General features: G+C 69.8%; 18 protein-coding genes. 10 read left to right on the forward strand and 8 right to left on the reverse strand.

The window, feature by feature from the left end; all coding sequences use genetic code 11:
- Positions 1–84: 84 nt before the first annotated feature.
- Positions 85–288, forward strand: coding sequence for a hypothetical protein (locus SACCYDRAFT_RS01500; protein ID WP_005452952.1), 204 nt, complete (start codon positions 85–87; stop codon positions 286–288).
- On the opposite strand, the gene SACCYDRAFT_RS01505 is transcribed toward SACCYDRAFT_RS01500, so the two are convergent.
- Positions 261–1,637 (reverse strand): cytochrome P450, encoded by a 1,377-nt coding sequence (locus SACCYDRAFT_RS01505; RefSeq protein ID WP_005452954.1) that lies wholly within the window; start codon positions 1,635–1,637, stop codon positions 261–263. The genes SACCYDRAFT_RS01500 and SACCYDRAFT_RS01505 overlap by 28 nt on opposite strands.
- Positions 1,634–1,843 (reverse strand): hypothetical protein, encoded by a 210-nt coding sequence (locus SACCYDRAFT_RS01510; protein ID WP_005452956.1) that lies wholly within the window; start codon positions 1,841–1,843, stop codon positions 1,634–1,636. Before SACCYDRAFT_RS01510 ends, SACCYDRAFT_RS01505 begins: the two co-directional genes overlap by 4 nt.
- 179 nt (positions 1,844–2,022) lie before the next feature.
- On the opposite strand from SACCYDRAFT_RS01510, the gene SACCYDRAFT_RS01515 reads away from it, so the two are divergent.
- Entirely contained in the window at positions 2,023–2,496 is a 474-nt protein-coding gene (locus SACCYDRAFT_RS01515) for a hypothetical protein (RefSeq protein ID WP_005452958.1), read from the forward strand.
- A gap of 178 nt (positions 2,497–2,674) precedes the next feature.
- Here SACCYDRAFT_RS01515 and SACCYDRAFT_RS01520 read toward each other — a convergent pair whose 3' ends face one another.
- Together SACCYDRAFT_RS01520 and SACCYDRAFT_RS01525 are read right to left on the reverse strand one after the other, a co-directional pair.
- Positions 2,675–3,397: a DUF998 domain-containing protein gene (locus tag SACCYDRAFT_RS01520; RefSeq protein WP_005452959.1), complete on the reverse strand. Its 723-nt coding sequence runs from the start codon at positions 3,395–3,397 to the stop codon at positions 2,675–2,677.
- Positions 3,398–3,431: 34 nt separating this feature from the next.
- Positions 3,432–4,223, reverse strand: coding sequence for a protein phosphatase 2C domain-containing protein (locus SACCYDRAFT_RS01525; RefSeq protein WP_043536056.1), 792 nt, complete (start codon positions 4,221–4,223; stop codon positions 3,432–3,434).
- Positions 4,224–4,287: 64 nt separating this feature from the next.
- Between SACCYDRAFT_RS01525 and SACCYDRAFT_RS01530 the strand changes: the two genes are divergently transcribed.
- Positions 4,288–4,497: a helix-turn-helix domain-containing protein gene (locus SACCYDRAFT_RS01530; protein WP_005452961.1), complete on the forward strand. Its 210-nt coding sequence runs from the start codon at positions 4,288–4,290 to the stop codon at positions 4,495–4,497.
- Positions 4,497–5,030 (forward strand): Clp protease N-terminal domain-containing protein, encoded by a 534-nt coding sequence (locus SACCYDRAFT_RS01535; RefSeq protein ID WP_005452962.1) that lies wholly within the window; start codon positions 4,497–4,499, stop codon positions 5,028–5,030. The genes SACCYDRAFT_RS01530 and SACCYDRAFT_RS01535 overlap by 1 nt, the downstream gene beginning before the upstream one ends.
- Positions 5,031–5,040: 10 nt before the next feature.
- Here the strand turns inward: SACCYDRAFT_RS01535 and yczE are convergent, their stop codons facing one another.
- The 3 genes from yczE to SACCYDRAFT_RS01550 form a co-directional block, all read right to left on the reverse strand.
- On the reverse strand, positions 5,041–5,670 hold the full coding sequence (gene yczE / locus SACCYDRAFT_RS01540; RefSeq protein WP_005452964.1) for a membrane protein YczE: 630 nt from the start codon (positions 5,668–5,670) through the stop codon (positions 5,041–5,043).
- Between the two features lie 510 nt (positions 5,671–6,180).
- Positions 6,181–7,431 (reverse strand): hypothetical protein, encoded by a 1,251-nt coding sequence (locus SACCYDRAFT_RS01545; RefSeq protein WP_043536057.1) that lies wholly within the window; start codon positions 7,429–7,431, stop codon positions 6,181–6,183.
- A gap of 210 nt (positions 7,432–7,641) precedes the next feature.
- Positions 7,642–8,802 (reverse strand): pyridoxal phosphate-dependent aminotransferase, encoded by a 1,161-nt coding sequence (locus tag SACCYDRAFT_RS01550; protein WP_005452968.1) that lies wholly within the window; start codon positions 8,800–8,802, stop codon positions 7,642–7,644.
- 29 nt (positions 8,803–8,831) lie between these two features.
- Here SACCYDRAFT_RS01550 and SACCYDRAFT_RS01555 point away from each other — a divergent pair, with 29 nt between their 5' ends.
- Positions 8,832–10,127 carry a DUF445 domain-containing protein gene (locus SACCYDRAFT_RS01555; protein ID WP_005452969.1) on the forward strand — a complete coding sequence of 432 codons (1,296 nt, stop codon included), beginning with the start codon at positions 8,832–8,834 and terminating at the stop codon, positions 10,125–10,127.
- Positions 10,128–10,200: 73 nt separating this feature from the next.
- Here the strand turns inward: SACCYDRAFT_RS01555 and SACCYDRAFT_RS01560 are convergent, their stop codons facing one another.
- Positions 10,201–10,698 (reverse strand): CGNR zinc finger domain-containing protein, encoded by a 498-nt coding sequence (locus SACCYDRAFT_RS01560; RefSeq protein ID WP_043536059.1) that lies wholly within the window; start codon positions 10,696–10,698, stop codon positions 10,201–10,203.
- A 73-nt stretch (positions 10,699–10,771) separates the two neighbouring features.
- Between SACCYDRAFT_RS01560 and SACCYDRAFT_RS01565 the strand changes: the two genes are divergently transcribed.
- The 5 genes from SACCYDRAFT_RS01565 to SACCYDRAFT_RS01585 all read left to right on the forward strand — a co-directional run bounded on the left by SACCYDRAFT_RS01565 (position 10,772) and on the right by SACCYDRAFT_RS01585 (position 14,742).
- On the forward strand, positions 10,772–11,155 hold the full coding sequence (locus tag SACCYDRAFT_RS01565) for a VOC family protein (protein ID WP_005452973.1): 384 nt from the start codon (positions 10,772–10,774) through the stop codon (positions 11,153–11,155).
- Positions 11,156–11,212: 57 nt separating this feature from the next.
- Entirely contained in the window at positions 11,213–13,150 is a 1,938-nt protein-coding gene (locus SACCYDRAFT_RS01570) for an FtsX-like permease family protein (protein ID WP_005452975.1), read from the forward strand.
- Between the two features lie 45 nt (positions 13,151–13,195).
- Positions 13,196–13,591 (forward strand): TFIIB-type zinc ribbon-containing protein, encoded by a 396-nt coding sequence (locus tag SACCYDRAFT_RS01575; RefSeq protein ID WP_043536979.1) that lies wholly within the window; start codon positions 13,196–13,198, stop codon positions 13,589–13,591.
- 8 nt (positions 13,592–13,599) lie between these two features.
- Positions 13,600–14,235 carry an AAA family ATPase gene (locus SACCYDRAFT_RS01580; protein ID WP_005452978.1) on the forward strand — a complete coding sequence of 212 codons (636 nt, stop codon included), beginning with the start codon at positions 13,600–13,602 and terminating at the stop codon, positions 14,233–14,235.
- 72 nt (positions 14,236–14,307) lie between these two features.
- Positions 14,308–14,742 (forward strand): helix-turn-helix domain-containing protein, encoded by a 435-nt coding sequence (locus tag SACCYDRAFT_RS01585; RefSeq protein ID WP_005452980.1) that lies wholly within the window; start codon positions 14,308–14,310, stop codon positions 14,740–14,742.
- Positions 14,743–14,747 lie beyond the last annotated feature (5 nt).

A 14,747-nucleotide genomic window follows, 5' to 3' on the forward strand; every position in this document is an offset into this window, starting at 1 on the left:
GTCCGTCACCTCCGGTCGTGTCGAGCGCCTCGCTGCGGGCGTGTCGCGCACGGCGGTGCCGGAGCCGGGTGGTACCAAGTCCGCATGAGCTGTGTGAGCTGCCGGACGGGTCTCGACCACTGCCACGGCACGGTGGTGCTGCACGTCGACGGCGGTGCCGACTGCACCGATCCCGGCTGCGCGGACGTGCAGCTTCTCAGGCACACGCTCGTCATCCGGTGCGAGGACGTCGAGAGCGGCTGCGGTTGTGAGGGCGACCGTTACGGGGAGCTCAGGCGCGCTTCGTGAGGTTCGAAGGCGAACCGGAGCCCGAAGTTGTCCACGGTGGCGGGCAGACGGTCGTGCGCGTGAGTGCGTGATCGCAGAGTCCTCGGCGCCAGCAGCCGGTACTCGCCCTCGCGGAGCAACTCCGCCAACAGCGTGCTGGTGACCAGCAACACCAGGTTCTCACCGGGACACTTCCCGGGGCCCTCGCTGAACGGGACCAGCGCCGGAAAGTCGCGTGCCCGGCCGTCGAGCCACGCCTCGGGTGCGAACCGGTCCGCGAACGGCACGAGGTCGCTCTCGCGGTGGAAGTACGGCGCGAACACGACGAACAGCGTGTTCGGTGGCAGTTGCGTGCCCTGCCAGGAGGTGGCCGTGGTGCTTTCGCGCAACACCACCGGCGTCGTCGGCCACAGCCGCACGGTGTCGAGCACGCACGCCCGGAGGAACGGCCACGTGCGCTCGCCTCCGCTCAGTTCCTTCCTGGCCGCCTCGGCCTGCTCCGGGTGGGTGGCCAGCAAGGCCAGCGTGCGGAGCGTGACCATGCCCGCGGCGTCGAAGGCGAACAGCCAGTGCGGCACCTGCCCGTGCGGATCCACTCCGTTCTCGGTGTTCTCAGCGTTTTCGGTGTTTTCAGTGTTTTCGGTGTTTCTGACGGGGTGTCGCGCGACCGTCGCCGCGAGGCTGCCCGGCTCGGCCCGGTGGAGGTAGGCGTCCAGGCGTTCGCGGAACCGCTCGCGACGCTGACGTGCCCTGGGCGCCAGAAAAGCCCAGTTCCCGCGCAGTCGCAGCGCGGCGAGTGCGTCGGTGATCTCGGTGTCGTCGCGGGCCGAGTCGCCGAGCACGAGACGCCGAACGATCCGCCACCAGGCCCGTTGGAACCCGGACCAGTCGAGCTCGGTCGTGTCGGCGAGCAGTTGTCGCGTTTCCTCCCGCACCAGCACGCGGATCTGCGCGGCGAGCGAGTGCTCGGCGTGCGACGTCTCCAGCACCGCCTCGTTGTAGCGGCGACGCGGCGCTCGCTCGGGCATCGGGGTGGCCAGCACGGCGTGGGGTTGGAAGTGGCCGAGGGCTTTGCGTTTCTCCCACGCCGCGGGGCTGAACGGCGCCGGGGTGGCTTTCAGGACCCGGCTCACGTCGTCCGGGTCGAGCAGCACCGCGATCCGGCGACCCGGCACCCGCAGCAAGACGGGCCCGGTACCGTACCGGGCCCGAAGCCGCCGCAGCGTGCGTACCGCGACGCGGTCGAGCTGCAGCCGGTCGGCCAGTGCCATGACGCGGGGTCTGCGTTTGAGCACGCCACCCGCGAGCGTCGGCACGAAGACCTCACCGGCGACCCTGACCGTGTCGAGGACGCCGGCTCGACGTGTCATCGAGTGCGTTGGGTGGGTACGGGCCTGCCCTCTTCGGGCGCCAGTCCCAGCGCTTCGAGCAGCTCTGCGCAGTCCTTGGCGTCGAGCGCCGCCGAGGCGACGGCTCGGACCGCCCTGCGGCGTTGCTCGGGGTCGGGTTCCTCGGTGTACGGCAGCACCGGCCGGGGGTTCTGGCTCGGAGCCGTCGAGGTGTGCGTCGTGTTCACGAGTGCTCCTGGTTGGTCTCGTCGGCGTACGCGAGGTCGGTGGGGTCGAAAGACAGCGCTGTGCCTGCCGTGAATGACACGTACCCGCTGGGTGGCGGCGTTACACGCCTGGTTTCTCGCAGCAGGCGACTGGGTACGAGCGGTGAGGTGACTTCGCTGGTCACGGAAAGGAGGCTGACGTGGGTACCGACGCTTACCTCGCGTTCATCGCCCTGGGCCTGATCATGATCGTGGCGGACGGTCAGATGCTCTACCGCAGTGGCAAGCGCTATTTGTCCGATGTGGACTCAGAGGGTGACTCCGTCCACTCGATGGCCAAACTCGTCACCGTTCTGTTCCACCTCGTCATGTTCGGTTTCCTGGCTCTGTTGTCCGTGTTGAACTTCGATTTCGGTGGGCACACCGTCCGCGCGATCGTCGGCAACCTCGGCATCCTGCTGTTGCTGCTGGCCCTCGTGCACGCGGTGACGATGGCGGTCATGTCCCAGATGCACGACGTCCGCGCCACCGACGAACGGTATGCGCGTCCCGCTCCACGGGCCACCACCGGCACGAACATCCAGTTGCAGCGGGGTCCGGTGGTGACGCCCGTTCCGGGGCAGCACGGCAGGGATCCGCAGCTGAGCCCGACCATCGAGGACCAGCGGAACTGACCGCGGTGCACGAGTTCGGAGGTCCGGCCGTTGCCGGGATTTCCCGGTGACAGCCGACCCCGGACAGGTCGCGGATTCGGTGAGGCCCACGGCACAATGTTGCACACGGTGAGCGGGACGTCGCGACTCGGATACGAACGGACGGGCGACACCTGTCCGCCGATCGGGTGGCCGCCGGTCATCGAGAGGCCCGTGCCCACGCGGCCCGGTTCGCGAGTACCAGGAGTGCCGCGAGCAAGGCGAAGTCGGCGACGAACACGAGGCGCTGGACCAGGCCCTCCGGCAGCGAGCCGAACAGCGTCAGCGGTGTCGACAACGGGAAGGTGTCGGCCGGGACCTTGTCGGCGAGGTAGGTCGCGCCGAACAGGACGAGCAGTGCGACCGAGACCCACGCGAGACGCAGTAGGGCGCGTCGCGTGTCGCGCAGGGCGTCGCCGGCCTCGCGGAGCTGGTCGAGCAGGCACAACGCGATGCCGGGCACCGAGAGGAACGCGATCAGGCTCGCGTACTGGTGGATCACGCCGCTCACCGGGTCGATGTCCGAGGTGAACGTCGCCGGGAACAACGCCGCGGCCACCAGGCCCGTCGCCGCGGCGAACACCAGGATCGTGGCGGTGCGGCTGACAGTGAGGCCGGAGGCGAGCAGCGCGCCCCGCACCGCCACGACACCGACGGCGAAGGACAGCAGAGTCGCCTCCAGCATTCCCTGGCCCCTGTCGGTGAAGGCGTAGCGGCTGACCGGATCGGTGAGCGGGTCGAACGAACTGACGATGTGCAGGACCGTGAACGTGAACAACGCCCACCCCAGTGAGGCGGTGGCCGCGAATGTCCAGGAGTGCACCCGAGTGGTGGCGCTCTCGGCGCCCCTGATGGATGCCGCTTTTGTCCCCAGTTGCCCCATACAGCGAGTTTCCTCGCCTCACGGAGCGTTGTCCTCAGGGTTCGTCCCTGATTGTTGCCTGATCCGCAGCGAAGTCGATCACAACGAGGGCCTGGTCGTCGTGTCGTTTCGACCGCGGCCAGCGACGACACTCGGGGTCGTCGGCCTCCGCCCGCCGCACGGCGTCCAGTACCGCCTCGGCTCCCGCGCTGCGTGACAGCCGCAGCACCCCGGGCCAGTCGAACACGCCGTAGGTGTCCACGCCTACCGACACGCCGTCGGTCGCGAGCACCGCGGCGTCGACGCCCGCGCGGGGCCAGCGACGACGGAGTGCGTGCGAAGCCGCCTCCGGGACGGCCTCGGCGACCCAGAAGCCGCCCTCGCTGTTGCGGAGCCGATCGACCTCGGCTCGTGTGCGTAGAGCACCCGCCGCGCGCAGCCGGTCCAGGCGGTCGTCGTGCACCACGTCGGGTCCGTCGGGCGTGAACGCGACCACCGGGCTGTCCGCGAGCACCAGCGCCTCGACGTGTTCGGGTGTCCAGCGCAGCATCGCCACCGTGCTCGACGGCGCGCGGCGCGGTGTCAGGTCCTGCTCCGCGGCCACGTGTGCGATCGACTCCGCCAGGAGCGTGCCGAGGTCCTCTCCCGCGTTCGCGCGCAGCCTGTCGCCGATCCGCTCGGCGAGGAGGCGGGAGTACCAGCCGCCGCTCGGCAGCCCCTCCCGCATCTCGGTCGCGCCGTCGAGGACCACCACGGTGTCGGCGGCGACGACGACCCGGTCCTCGGTGGGGCGGGGCAGGCCGTCGAGGCCCACGCCAGGGTGTTCGGCGATGTCGATTCGAGGCACGGGACGACGGTATCGGTCGTCAATCTTGGTTGACAAAATCGGCGTGTCAACCTATGTTGACACCATGGTTGAGGCAACCGAACTCGCGGCCAGGGTGGGCGATCGCGATCCGAGGATCGGGCTCCGTGCCGTGGCGGCGTTGCGGCGCCTGCTGGAGCAACTCGAAGCGGTCCAGGTGCGCAGCGCACGGGCACAGGGATGGTCCTGGCAGGAGATCGCCGACGCGTTGGGCGTGAGCAGGCAAGCGGTCCACAAGAAACACGGGAGGCGCTGATGTTCGAAAGATTCGACCGGGCCGTCAAGGACGTCGTCGTGGGATCACAGACCATCGCAGTGGAGCAGGGCTGCCCACACGTCGACTCCAGCCACCTGGCCTACGCACTCCTCCGACAGCCCGTCGGTGCGGTGCATCGCGTGCTCGCCGAGAACGGGGTGGAACCCGGCATGGTCGAGGCGGAACTCGACAAGACGCGCCGACGCGGAGGTGTCAGCGACGCCGAGGTCGAGGCGTTGGCCGCCGTGGGAATCGACGTGGAGGACATGCTCGACCGGCTGGGCAGGGACCACGACGAGTCCTCCGGTCCCCGGCGCCGTCGAGGCTTCTTCGGCGGCCACCTGCCCTTCACCGACGCGACGCGGCGAGTGCTGCTCCGCTCACTGGAGGAGGCGAAGGAACTCGGCGAGAAGCGGATCACCGTGGACCACCTTCTGCTGGCCACGCTCGGGGTGCAGGGGCCGGTGGCCGACGTGCTGGCGGACGCGGGTGTCACCCGGAGCGCCGTGCGCAGGCACCTGGGAACCGCGTGAGGAGCGAACGTCACCCGCGCTTCGGCGACCACGTGACGTACGGCAGGAAGAACTGGGCCAGCGGGCCGATGGCCAGCGCGTACAGCACGGTGCCGACACCCACCGTGCCGCCGAGCAGCCACCCCGACGCGAGCACCACCAGTTCGATGGCCGTGCGAACCAACCGCACCGAGGCGCCCGTGCGCGCCGACAACCCCGTCATGAGCCCGTCCCGTGGTCCCGGCCCGAGGCGGGCCCCGACGTAGACGGCCGTCGCGAGGCCGTTCAACACGATCCCGCCGAGCAGCAAGGCCGCCTGCCACGCCAGGTGGTGCGCGTCGGGGAGCACGAACCTCACCACGTCGACGACCACGGCGATGACGACGACGTTGGCCACGGTGCCGACACCGGGACGTTGCCGCAGTGGGATCCACAACCCGAGCACCACCACCGCGGTCAACGCGGTGACCGTGCCGAAGCTGAGCGCGGTGCGATCGGCCACGCCCTCGTGCAACACGTCCCACGGGTTCAGACCCAGCCCCGAGCGGGTCATCATCGCCATGCTCGTGCCGTAGCAGACCAAGCCGGCGAAGAGCTGGGTCAGCCGGCGGGTGGGAGCCGTGGTGACGGGGACGGGACTGAGTTCGACGGGGGCCTTCACCGATGCCACTCGGTCAATATGCGAGAGAGCCGGGCGGCTGAACAGAGCCAATCCACCGGCCAATGGCCGAATCGGGGTGGGGTGCGACACAGCGGCGGGGGAACAGCCGGTGCGCCGGATGCGAGGTAAGGCCGTCACTCCAGGGAAAAGGACGGTGTGGCATCCGGCGCACCGGCTCGTCACCGTGCCCGGGGAAGGGCACGGGCGCCGTGGGCCGTTCCCGGCATCGCCCCTCGCCATGCCGGGAAGACCCTTCGGCTCAGGTGCGCATCGGTGCGGGGTCTTCGCCCGGCGCGGTGGGCGAAAACCGCCGACGCGCACCCGTGGGCCTCGAAACCACGGGGGCATCGTGGAACCGAGGCCATGACCCGTCACGGCCGGGCGCGGTCGGCCGAGCGGGAAGAGTGGAATACACGGGACAACCTCTTGGTAAACGGCGTCGATGGACGTGACCGTCGCCGGTGACACCCGCGAGAACGATGCGCGGACGACCGGCTACCGAGGGCCGTGTCAGTCAGGAGAGGTGGTGGGCAGCGCGGCTTCTCTGCTGACGCCGACGACGTCGTGATCGCGGCTGCTGCCGAGCAGGCGGAGTTGCGTCACCGTGGGGAGGTCGTCCAGGACGCCGTGCTCGCCGCGGTGAAGGTGCTGGGAGCCGTCCTGAGGCGACGCCGCAACGTTCGACGGCGCTGCGACGGACGCCGGAGCGGCCGGCGACGGAGCGACGGGCCCGAGGGGACGTGACGAGCGGCCGTCCTTCGCCTCGGTGCCGTCCTCGGCCTCAGGGACCGTCCAGTGGGAGGTGCCGGAGATCTCGGTCACGCGATCGCCGCTCTCAGCGGCGTGCCGTGGAGTGACGGGTGGCGGTTCCGGAGCCTTCCTCGGCGAGGCGACGGGCTCGATGCGTGCTTCGCCGTCCGGCCGGTCGGGTCGATCGCCGGGGCCCACGGGGACGAGGTGGCCGATGTCGATCGGGAGCCGGGGCAGCGGGAATCCGGGGAGCACGTCCACGGGCGACCTACCGCCGGGCAGCGTGCCGGGCACGTCGACGACGTCCTCGATCGTGTCGCGAATCGGGTCGGTGACCTCCGGCAGAGCCCCGACCAGCAGGTCGGTGAGGCTGCCCGCGGTGTGTGCGAGGTCCCTCGTGGTGGACAGCAGCGTGCCGGTGGTGGCCCCCAGCAGCGGTCGGACGGGCTCCAGCAGCGTCGGTTCGCGGACCATCTCGGGCGACGGTGCCCCGGGGAGGGCGATGTCGACCTCGTCGGGAAGCTCGCCGGAGCCGGTGTCGGAGCTCCGGTCGGCACTGTCATCCGGGAGGTCGGTGCTGTCGGTGTCGTCGGTGTCCTTGTCCGGGGCGGGGAGTTCGGTGCCGGGCTGGACGACGGGCTGCTCGGAGTCGGTCCCGTCGGCGGACTCGGTGGGCTCGGTGGGGCCGGTGGGCTCGGTGGGCTCGGTCCCGTCCGTGGAGCCGGTGGAGTCGGACCCGTCGGTGGAGTCCGTGCTCCCGTCGGTGGAGTCGGTGCCGTCGGTGGTGTCCTCCGGGGAGGGCCGCGCCTCGCAGTCGTCGGGGTCGGCTCCGGCCTCCTGCACTCGGTCCTCGCGGGTGGCGACGGCCTCGTGGGAACACCCCGGCAGGTCGGGAGCCGGGCCGGAGGCCTCGTCGGCGGTCGCGGCGCCTGCGACGAGGACGGACACCACCCAGCCGCCGACCGCGAGCCCGAGTACGAGGAGAAGCCGGTGAAGAACGGCGACCCGCACGACGCGGCGCGCACACGCAGAGGAGGCCGTCGGAGAGCCCGTAGCTCTCACCGCCACCACCACCTGCCGTGCCTCGTCCGTGTGTTGCCGTCTCAGGGCTGCTGATCATCGCGCGAGCGCGACCCGGCTACCCCGTGAGTGCCATTCTTAGCATTGTGGGTGCTTGTTTCACCCCGTCGGTGTGCGATCCACCCCGGACGGCGCAACCCATTACAAGGTACGCAACCGCTCAATCGCCTCGTCGAGCACCTCCTCGCGTTTACAGAAAGCAAATCGCAACAGGTGTTGCCACTCTTCCGGGTGATCGGTGAACACGCTGACGGGTACTGCCGCGACCCCAATTGACTCTGGTAGGCGCCATGCGAGTTCCTCCGCATTGGTGAATCCGAGCGGCCGAACGTCGGCACACACGAAATACGTTCCCGCGCCCGGCCGTACCGCGAAGCCCGCGTCGGCCAGCCCGGCGCACAGTCGATCGCGTTTGGCCTGCAGTGATTCGCGCAGGGATTCCACCCACGGCAGTTCGTGTCGCAGCGCGTGAGCGACGGCCGGTTGCAGTGGCCCCCCGGAGACGAACGTGAGGAACTGTTTCGCCGCTCGCACCGCGGCGGTGAGTTCCCTCGGCGCGCAGACCCAGCCGATTTTCCACCCGGTGCAGTTGAACGTCTTACCCGCGCTCGAGATGGACACCGTGCGCGACGACATCCCGGGAAATGTGGCCAGCGGGAGGTGTTCGGCGTCGTCGAAGACCAGATGTTCGTAGACCTCGTCGGTGATGGCGAGCAAATCGCGCTCGACGCACAGTTCGGCGAGTCCGGCGAGTTCGGTCCTGGTGAGGACGGTGCCCGTGGGATTGTGCGGGGAGTTGACCAGGATGGCTCTCGTGTTCGGGTTGACGGCCGCGCGCACGGCGTCGAGGTCGAGTGCGAACCGGTCGCCGTCCGGCACCAGGGACACGACCCGCCGGGTGGCACCGGCCATCGCCACCGCCGCGGCGTAGGAGTCGTAGTACGGCTCGATGACGATCACCTCGTCGCCGGGGCCGGTGAGCGCGAGCAGGCTCGCCGCGATGGCCTCGGTGGCACCTGCCGTGACGAGGATCTCGCCGTCGGGGTCGTACTCCGTGCCGTAGCGCGCACGGTGTGCCGCGATCGCCTCCCGCAGTTCGGGCCTGCCCGGACCCGGTGGGTACTGGTTGGCGCCGCCGAACAGGGCGTTTCTCGCTGCTTCCAGCATGCCTTCGGGGCCGTCGGTGTCCGGGAAACCCTGACCGAGGTTGACCGCCGAGGTTCGAGTGGCGAGCGCCGTCATCTCGGCGAAGATCGTGGAAGTGAACGGCCGCAGGCGTTCGACGAGTACAGGTTCACGCACGAGGGCTCATCCTCACGGACAATCACCGTATGGAGCAAACGAGGTCCACCGCCGTCCCGCTCGGCCCGCCGGGTGCGCTCGAACGGGAGGAGAGCAAGCGGCGGGGCCTGCGCAGGATGAAGTTGGTGGCGTTGAGCTTCCTGCTCGGCGCGACGGTGATCTTCCTGCTGGCCAGCTGGGCACAGGCCGCGGGTTGGCCCGGCTGGGTCGGCTACGTCCGCGCTGCCGCCGAGGCCGGCATGGTGGGCGCGCTCGCCGACTGGTTCGCGGTCACCGCGCTGTTCCGGCATCCGCTGGGACTGAAGATCCCGCACACCGCGATCATCCCGAACAAGAAGAACGTGCTGGGCAGCAGTCTCGGTGACTTCGTGGGCACGAACTTCCTCGCGGAGTCGGTGGTGCGCGACAAGCTCCGCAGGGTGGAGACGTCGAGGAGGGTCGGCGAGTGGTTGGCCAAACCCGAGAACGCGGAGCGGGTGACGGCGGAGGTGGCCACCGTCGTGCGCGGTGCCGTGACGGTGCTGCGCGACGAGGACGTGCAGGCCGTCATGGAGCAGGCGGTCGTGAAACGCGTCCTCGACCAGCAGTGGGGGCCGCCGCTGGGCAAGCTGCTGCAGCAGGTGCTGGCCGACGGTGCGCACTACCGCCTGGTGGACCTCGTCGTGGACCGGGCCTACGAGTGGGTGCGTGACAACCACGAGACGGTGTTGCGGGTGGTGTCGGACCGGGCGCCGTCGTGGTCGCCGAGATTCGTCGACACGATGCTCGCCGACAGGGTCTACGGCGAGGTGCTGTCGTTCGCGTGGGCGGTGAAGACGGACGTCAACCATCCGATGCGGCTGGCGCTGGACCGCTTCCTCGCCGAGTTCGCGGGTGACCTGCAGAAGGACCCGGACACGATGTCGCGGGCGGAGGCGGTCAAGCAGCAGCTGGTGGAGCACCCCGAGGTGCGCAAGGTGATCGACTCGGCGTGGACGACGGCGAAGGAGATGTTGCTGGCCGCCGCCGAGGACCCGTCGAGCGAGCTGCGCAGGAGGGTGTCCACCGGACTGGCGTCGCTGGGCGGGCGGCTGCAGTCGGACGCCGCGCTGTCGGCGAAGGTCGACGGCTGGGTGGAAGGTGCGGCGGCGTACGTCGTGACGCACTACTCGGACGAGATCACCACCATCATCACCGACACGGTCGAGCGCTGGGACGCCGAGGAGACCTCTCGCAAGATCGAACTCCAGGTGGGTCGCGACCTGCAGTTCATCCGGATCAACGGCACCGTGGTGGGCGCGCTGGCCGGACTGGTGATCTACGCGGTGGCGCAGGCGCTGTTCTGAGACCGCGTGGTTGCCCGTCCGAGGCGGCTCGACCGGGTGAAGTTATCCACAGATCGGGGAGTTATCCACCGGGTTATCCACAGGATTGCTCCATGTGGGTGGTGGATGGTGTGGAGCGCTGCCGGAACGCCCGCGCCTTCTGCCGGTTGCCGCAGACGCGCATCGAGCACCACGTGCGCGACCGGTTGCGGGACCTGTCGTGGAATGCCCAGCGGCAGTCGTCGGCCGGGCAGATCTTGACGCGCCCCCACTCGCCGAGTGCGGTGAGCCGCGCGGCGGCGGCGTACACGGCCGCCACGGCGGTGTACGCCTCGAACACCACGCCGTCCACCGAGGGTGACGCCCGCACGCTTATGTGGACGGCGGGGGCGGTGTCCCCGTCCGCCTCGCGGTCCCCGGTGGCGGCACGGAGCGCCTCGCGGGCGCGCACGGCTTCCGGCAACGGGTCGGCGGTCAGTCCTCGTGCGGCGGCCCAGGCTTCCCAGTCCCTCTCCCCGCGCAGCACGTCCGTGCCCGCCTCGACGTCCCGCGTGTTGAGGAAGTCCAGCACCAGGGACACGTCGGGATCCACGGCGCCAGTGTAAGTCGGTTGCCGACTCGGTGGATAACCACCATACTTCGTTCACTGGTTACTGGGAGGTGCGATGAGTGCTTCGATCAAGTTGGACTGCGTGGTGCTGGACTGCCCCGACCCGGTCGGCTTGGCCCGCTTCTACGGCGAGTTGCTGGGCTGGAAGGTCGACGACCCCGTCGGCGACCCGGACGACGGCGGGTGGGTGACGCTGCGGAACCCGGACGGCGGTGTACACCTGGCCTTCCAGCGGGACCCCGACTTCAAGGCCCCGACCTGGCCGTCCAGCGAACGGCCGCAGATGCTCCACCTCGACCTCCACGTGGCGGACTACGAGACCCACCACAGGCGGGCGTTGGAACTCGGCGCGACGGTGTTGCAGGACCAGGCCGCCACTTTCACGGTCTACGCCGACCCGGCCGGGCACCCGTTCTGCTTGTGTCAGAACGAGATCTGAGGCTATACACAGGGTGTATACAGCGGCGCTACACACCATGTGTATAGTGCCGCTCGCATGAGGGTGCTCTCCGATTTCCTGCTCGGGGTCCGGCTGGCCTTCGGCTCAGGTCGCTTGCGTGGGGTCGCAATGGTCCGGACCTCGCTCACAGCGGTCGGTATCGGGCTCGCGGTGGCCGGACTGCTGCTGGTGTTCGGGGCCTTCAACGGGCTGCAGGAACGCCTCGACCGGATCGGCGCCCGGACCCCGGTCGAGGCCGAGGCGGGTGAGCCCGTCCTCGACTACCTCTCCGTGCCGTCGTACTACCGGGACAGGGAGCTCACCGCGGTCTACCTGGAACCGAGGCACGAGGACGCTCCGGTGCCACCGGGACTCGGCGGCGTCCCCGCGCAGGGGCAGGCCGTGGTGTCCCCGGCCTTGGCCGAGCTGCTCGACTCCGACGAGGGTGCGCTGCTGCGTCCGCGTTTCACCGATCTGAAGATCGTCGGCATCATCGCCGAAGAGGGCGTGGCCGAGCCGGACGAGCTCTGGTACTACGTCGGTGGCCAGGGCCTACGGGAGGCTTGGAGCACCGTGGCGGTGGGGGACTTCGGGGTGCCGGTGAACCCCCTCGCTCTCGGGCCGTTCTGGACGGTCGTGCAGATCATCGTGGGCGCGGTGCTGGTGAGCCCGCTGCTCGTCCTCATCACGTCCAGCAGCAGACTCGCGAGCGCGGACAACGAGCGGCGACTGTCGGCCGTCCGCCTCGTGGGTGCCGACGCGGCCCAGATCAGACGGATCGCCGCCGCGGAATCCGTCGTGGGCGCCGGAGCGGGGCTCGTGCTCGCGGTGGGGTTCTTCTTCGCGGGTCGCCCACTCATCGCCGCAGCGAATCTCGGTGGGCTCACCCTGTACCCGGAGGCGCTGGTGCCGGCCTGGGAGATCGTGGTCGCCGTGGCGGTGCTGGCGCCGCTGCTGGCCGTCGGCTCCGCGCTCTTCGGGCTGCGGGACGTGATCGTGGAGCCGTACGGCGTCGTACGCGACAGCGAGTCCGTGCCCCGGCGCGGGCGGTGGCGCGTGACGCTCGTGGTGGTGGGTGTGGCGTTGTTCTTCCCCGACGTGTGGGGCGGGATGGAGCCGACGGGGGTCGCCGCCGCGTCGTGCGCGGGAGCGGGATCGATCCTGCTGCTGGTCGGTGTTCCGGTGCTGATGCCGTGGCTCACCGAACGCCTCGTCCGGCGCCTGCGCGGTGGCCCACCGTCCTGGCAACTGGGTGTGCGGCGCCTCCAGTTGGACGCCGGGACACCGGCGAGGGTGGTCGCAGGGATCACCGTGGTGCTCGCGGGAGCCGTGACCGTGCAGACCGTGTTCGGCGCCGTCACGGCACCCGAACGGCGGGAGGCGGAGACGGTCTCCGTGGTCACGGTGAGCGAGGGGGACGCCGAGGCCGTGCCGCTCGCGCTGTTGGGCGACGTGCCCGGCCTGACACCGGTGAGCGAGGTCCGCTTCGCCGTGGATCCGGGTGTCCCGGACGCCGTGGAGCACCTCCGCAACGCGCTCGCGCCCCTGGGATGGCGGGCACAGGTGTACTGGGAGGCCGACCGGGACGGCGCGGGGAACCCGACCGGCACCCTGAGGGTGCTGATCGGTACGGCTCTCGCCTTCACGCTGCTGCTCAGCGGCGGCAACCTCGTGGTCCTGACCAGTGCTCAGGTACTCCAGCGCCGCAGGGCCCTCGCGGCGTTGCGAGCGACCGGTGTGCCACGCGGCGTGCTGGGCCGTTCGTTGCTGTGGCAGAACGGAATCCCCGTGGTCGTGGGTGTCGGAGTCGCTTCGGGGGTCGGGGTGGGAGCGGCCGGGTTGCTCACGAGGCTGCTCGACACGCCGTTCCGTCTCGACTGGGGTGCCCTCGCCGCGTACGCGGTCACGGCCGTGGTCGTCGTCGGCGTCGTGACCGCAGCATCGGGGGTGGCTCTCAGAGCGGTCGAAGGGGAGACCTCGCTGCGCGGGGAGTAGTGGTGTGGCTCCACCACGAGGCCGAAAGTGCGTAGGCTGTCGCTCGTGATCTGTCCCAAGTGCCAGAACGTGATGACGACGTTGGACAAGAACGGCATCCACATCGAGCAGTGCAGTGGCTGTCGGGGCATCTTTCTGGATCGGGGTGAACTCGAACAGATCGTGAGCGCGGAGAACTCCTTCTACGGTTCCGCGCCCCCGCCGCCCTACAGCCCCGCCTCGCAGCCGCCGCCACCGCCCGTGGCGCCCACCCAGCACTACGGCGCTCACGGCCACTACGGCGACTCGCCGCGCCCCTACCGGGGCGGCCACGGTGGTCACTACGCGGACTCCCCGAGGCCGTACCGCGGCGGGCATCACGACTCGCCGCGCCCGTACGGACACGGACACGGACACGGGCACCGGCGTAGGAAGAGCTTCCTGGAAAGCCTGTTCGACTGACGCCGGACGTGCTGGATCTCAAGATCTGCCCCGCCTGTGGCGACCGGGCGGAACTTCCCGTCGTCGAGGGGGAGCGGCTGGTGTGCGAGGTGTGCGGTCATCGCGCCGCGTTCCACCGGCTGCCCCTGCTCGCTCTCACCGGGCCCAGCGGTGCGGGCAAGTCCACGGTGGGTCCCGAACTCGCGCGCCGGTTGTCGGGCGAGGTCGTGGTGCTGGAGCAGGACGTGCTCTGGACGGGGGCGCTGCGCGACGACGTGGACGGGCATCCCGCGTTCCGCTCGACGTGGTTGCGGATGGCGGCCATGATCCATCAGAGCGGCCGCCCGGTCGTGTTGTGCGGCACCGTCGTGCCGCCCGAGTTCGAGTCGTTGCCGGAGCGGGTGTTCTTCTCCGGCATCCACTACCTGGCGCTCGTCGCCGACTCCGACGTGCTGGCCCGCCGGTTGCGGGGCCGTCCGGCGTGGCGGGGCTGGGACGAGCCCCGGATCGTGGAGATGCTGGCGTTCAACGAATGGTTGCGTCAGGAAGGGCCGTCGATGTCTCCGCCGGTCGAGTTGTTCGACACCACCACCGTGCCGCTGGCCGACTCCGTGGAGCATGCGGAGAAGTGGGTGCGGCGGGTACTCGACGCGGGAACCGCCTGATCGAGTGCAAGCTGAGCGCTTGCAATAGTTAGCACCCGGGCGTAGCGTCGATCTCGGAGGTGTGGGGACGTCATGGAGCGGACGTCGGAGCGCGACGACCACGCGGGCGGCCCGATGGACCGGGTCGCCGATCTGGGAAAGGACATCGGCTCCTACATCCGGCAGCAGCGCAACAACGCCAAGATCTCGTTGCGGCAGCTCTCCAGGCTCGCCGGAGTGTCGAATCCTTACCTGAGCCAGATCGAACGGGGACTGCGCAAGCCGAGTGCGGAGATCCTGCAACAGATCGCCAAAGGGCTGCGCATCTCCGCCGAGGCGCTGTACGTGCAGGCGGGGATTCTCGATCATCCCGTCGGCGGTCCCGTGGTCGAAGCGGTCCGTGCCGACACCTCGCTGAGCGAGCGGCAGAAACAGGTGCTGCTCGATGTGTACGAGTCGTTCCGCCGGGAGAACCGGGGAACGACCCCCGCAGGTGATTCGAGCAAAAGCCCAGACCACAAGGAGTGAGTCAC

The organism is Saccharomonospora cyanea NA-134 (assembly GCF_000244975.1).
GTDB classification, from domain to species: Bacteria; Actinomycetota; Actinomycetes; order Mycobacteriales; family Pseudonocardiaceae; genus Saccharomonospora; species Saccharomonospora cyanea.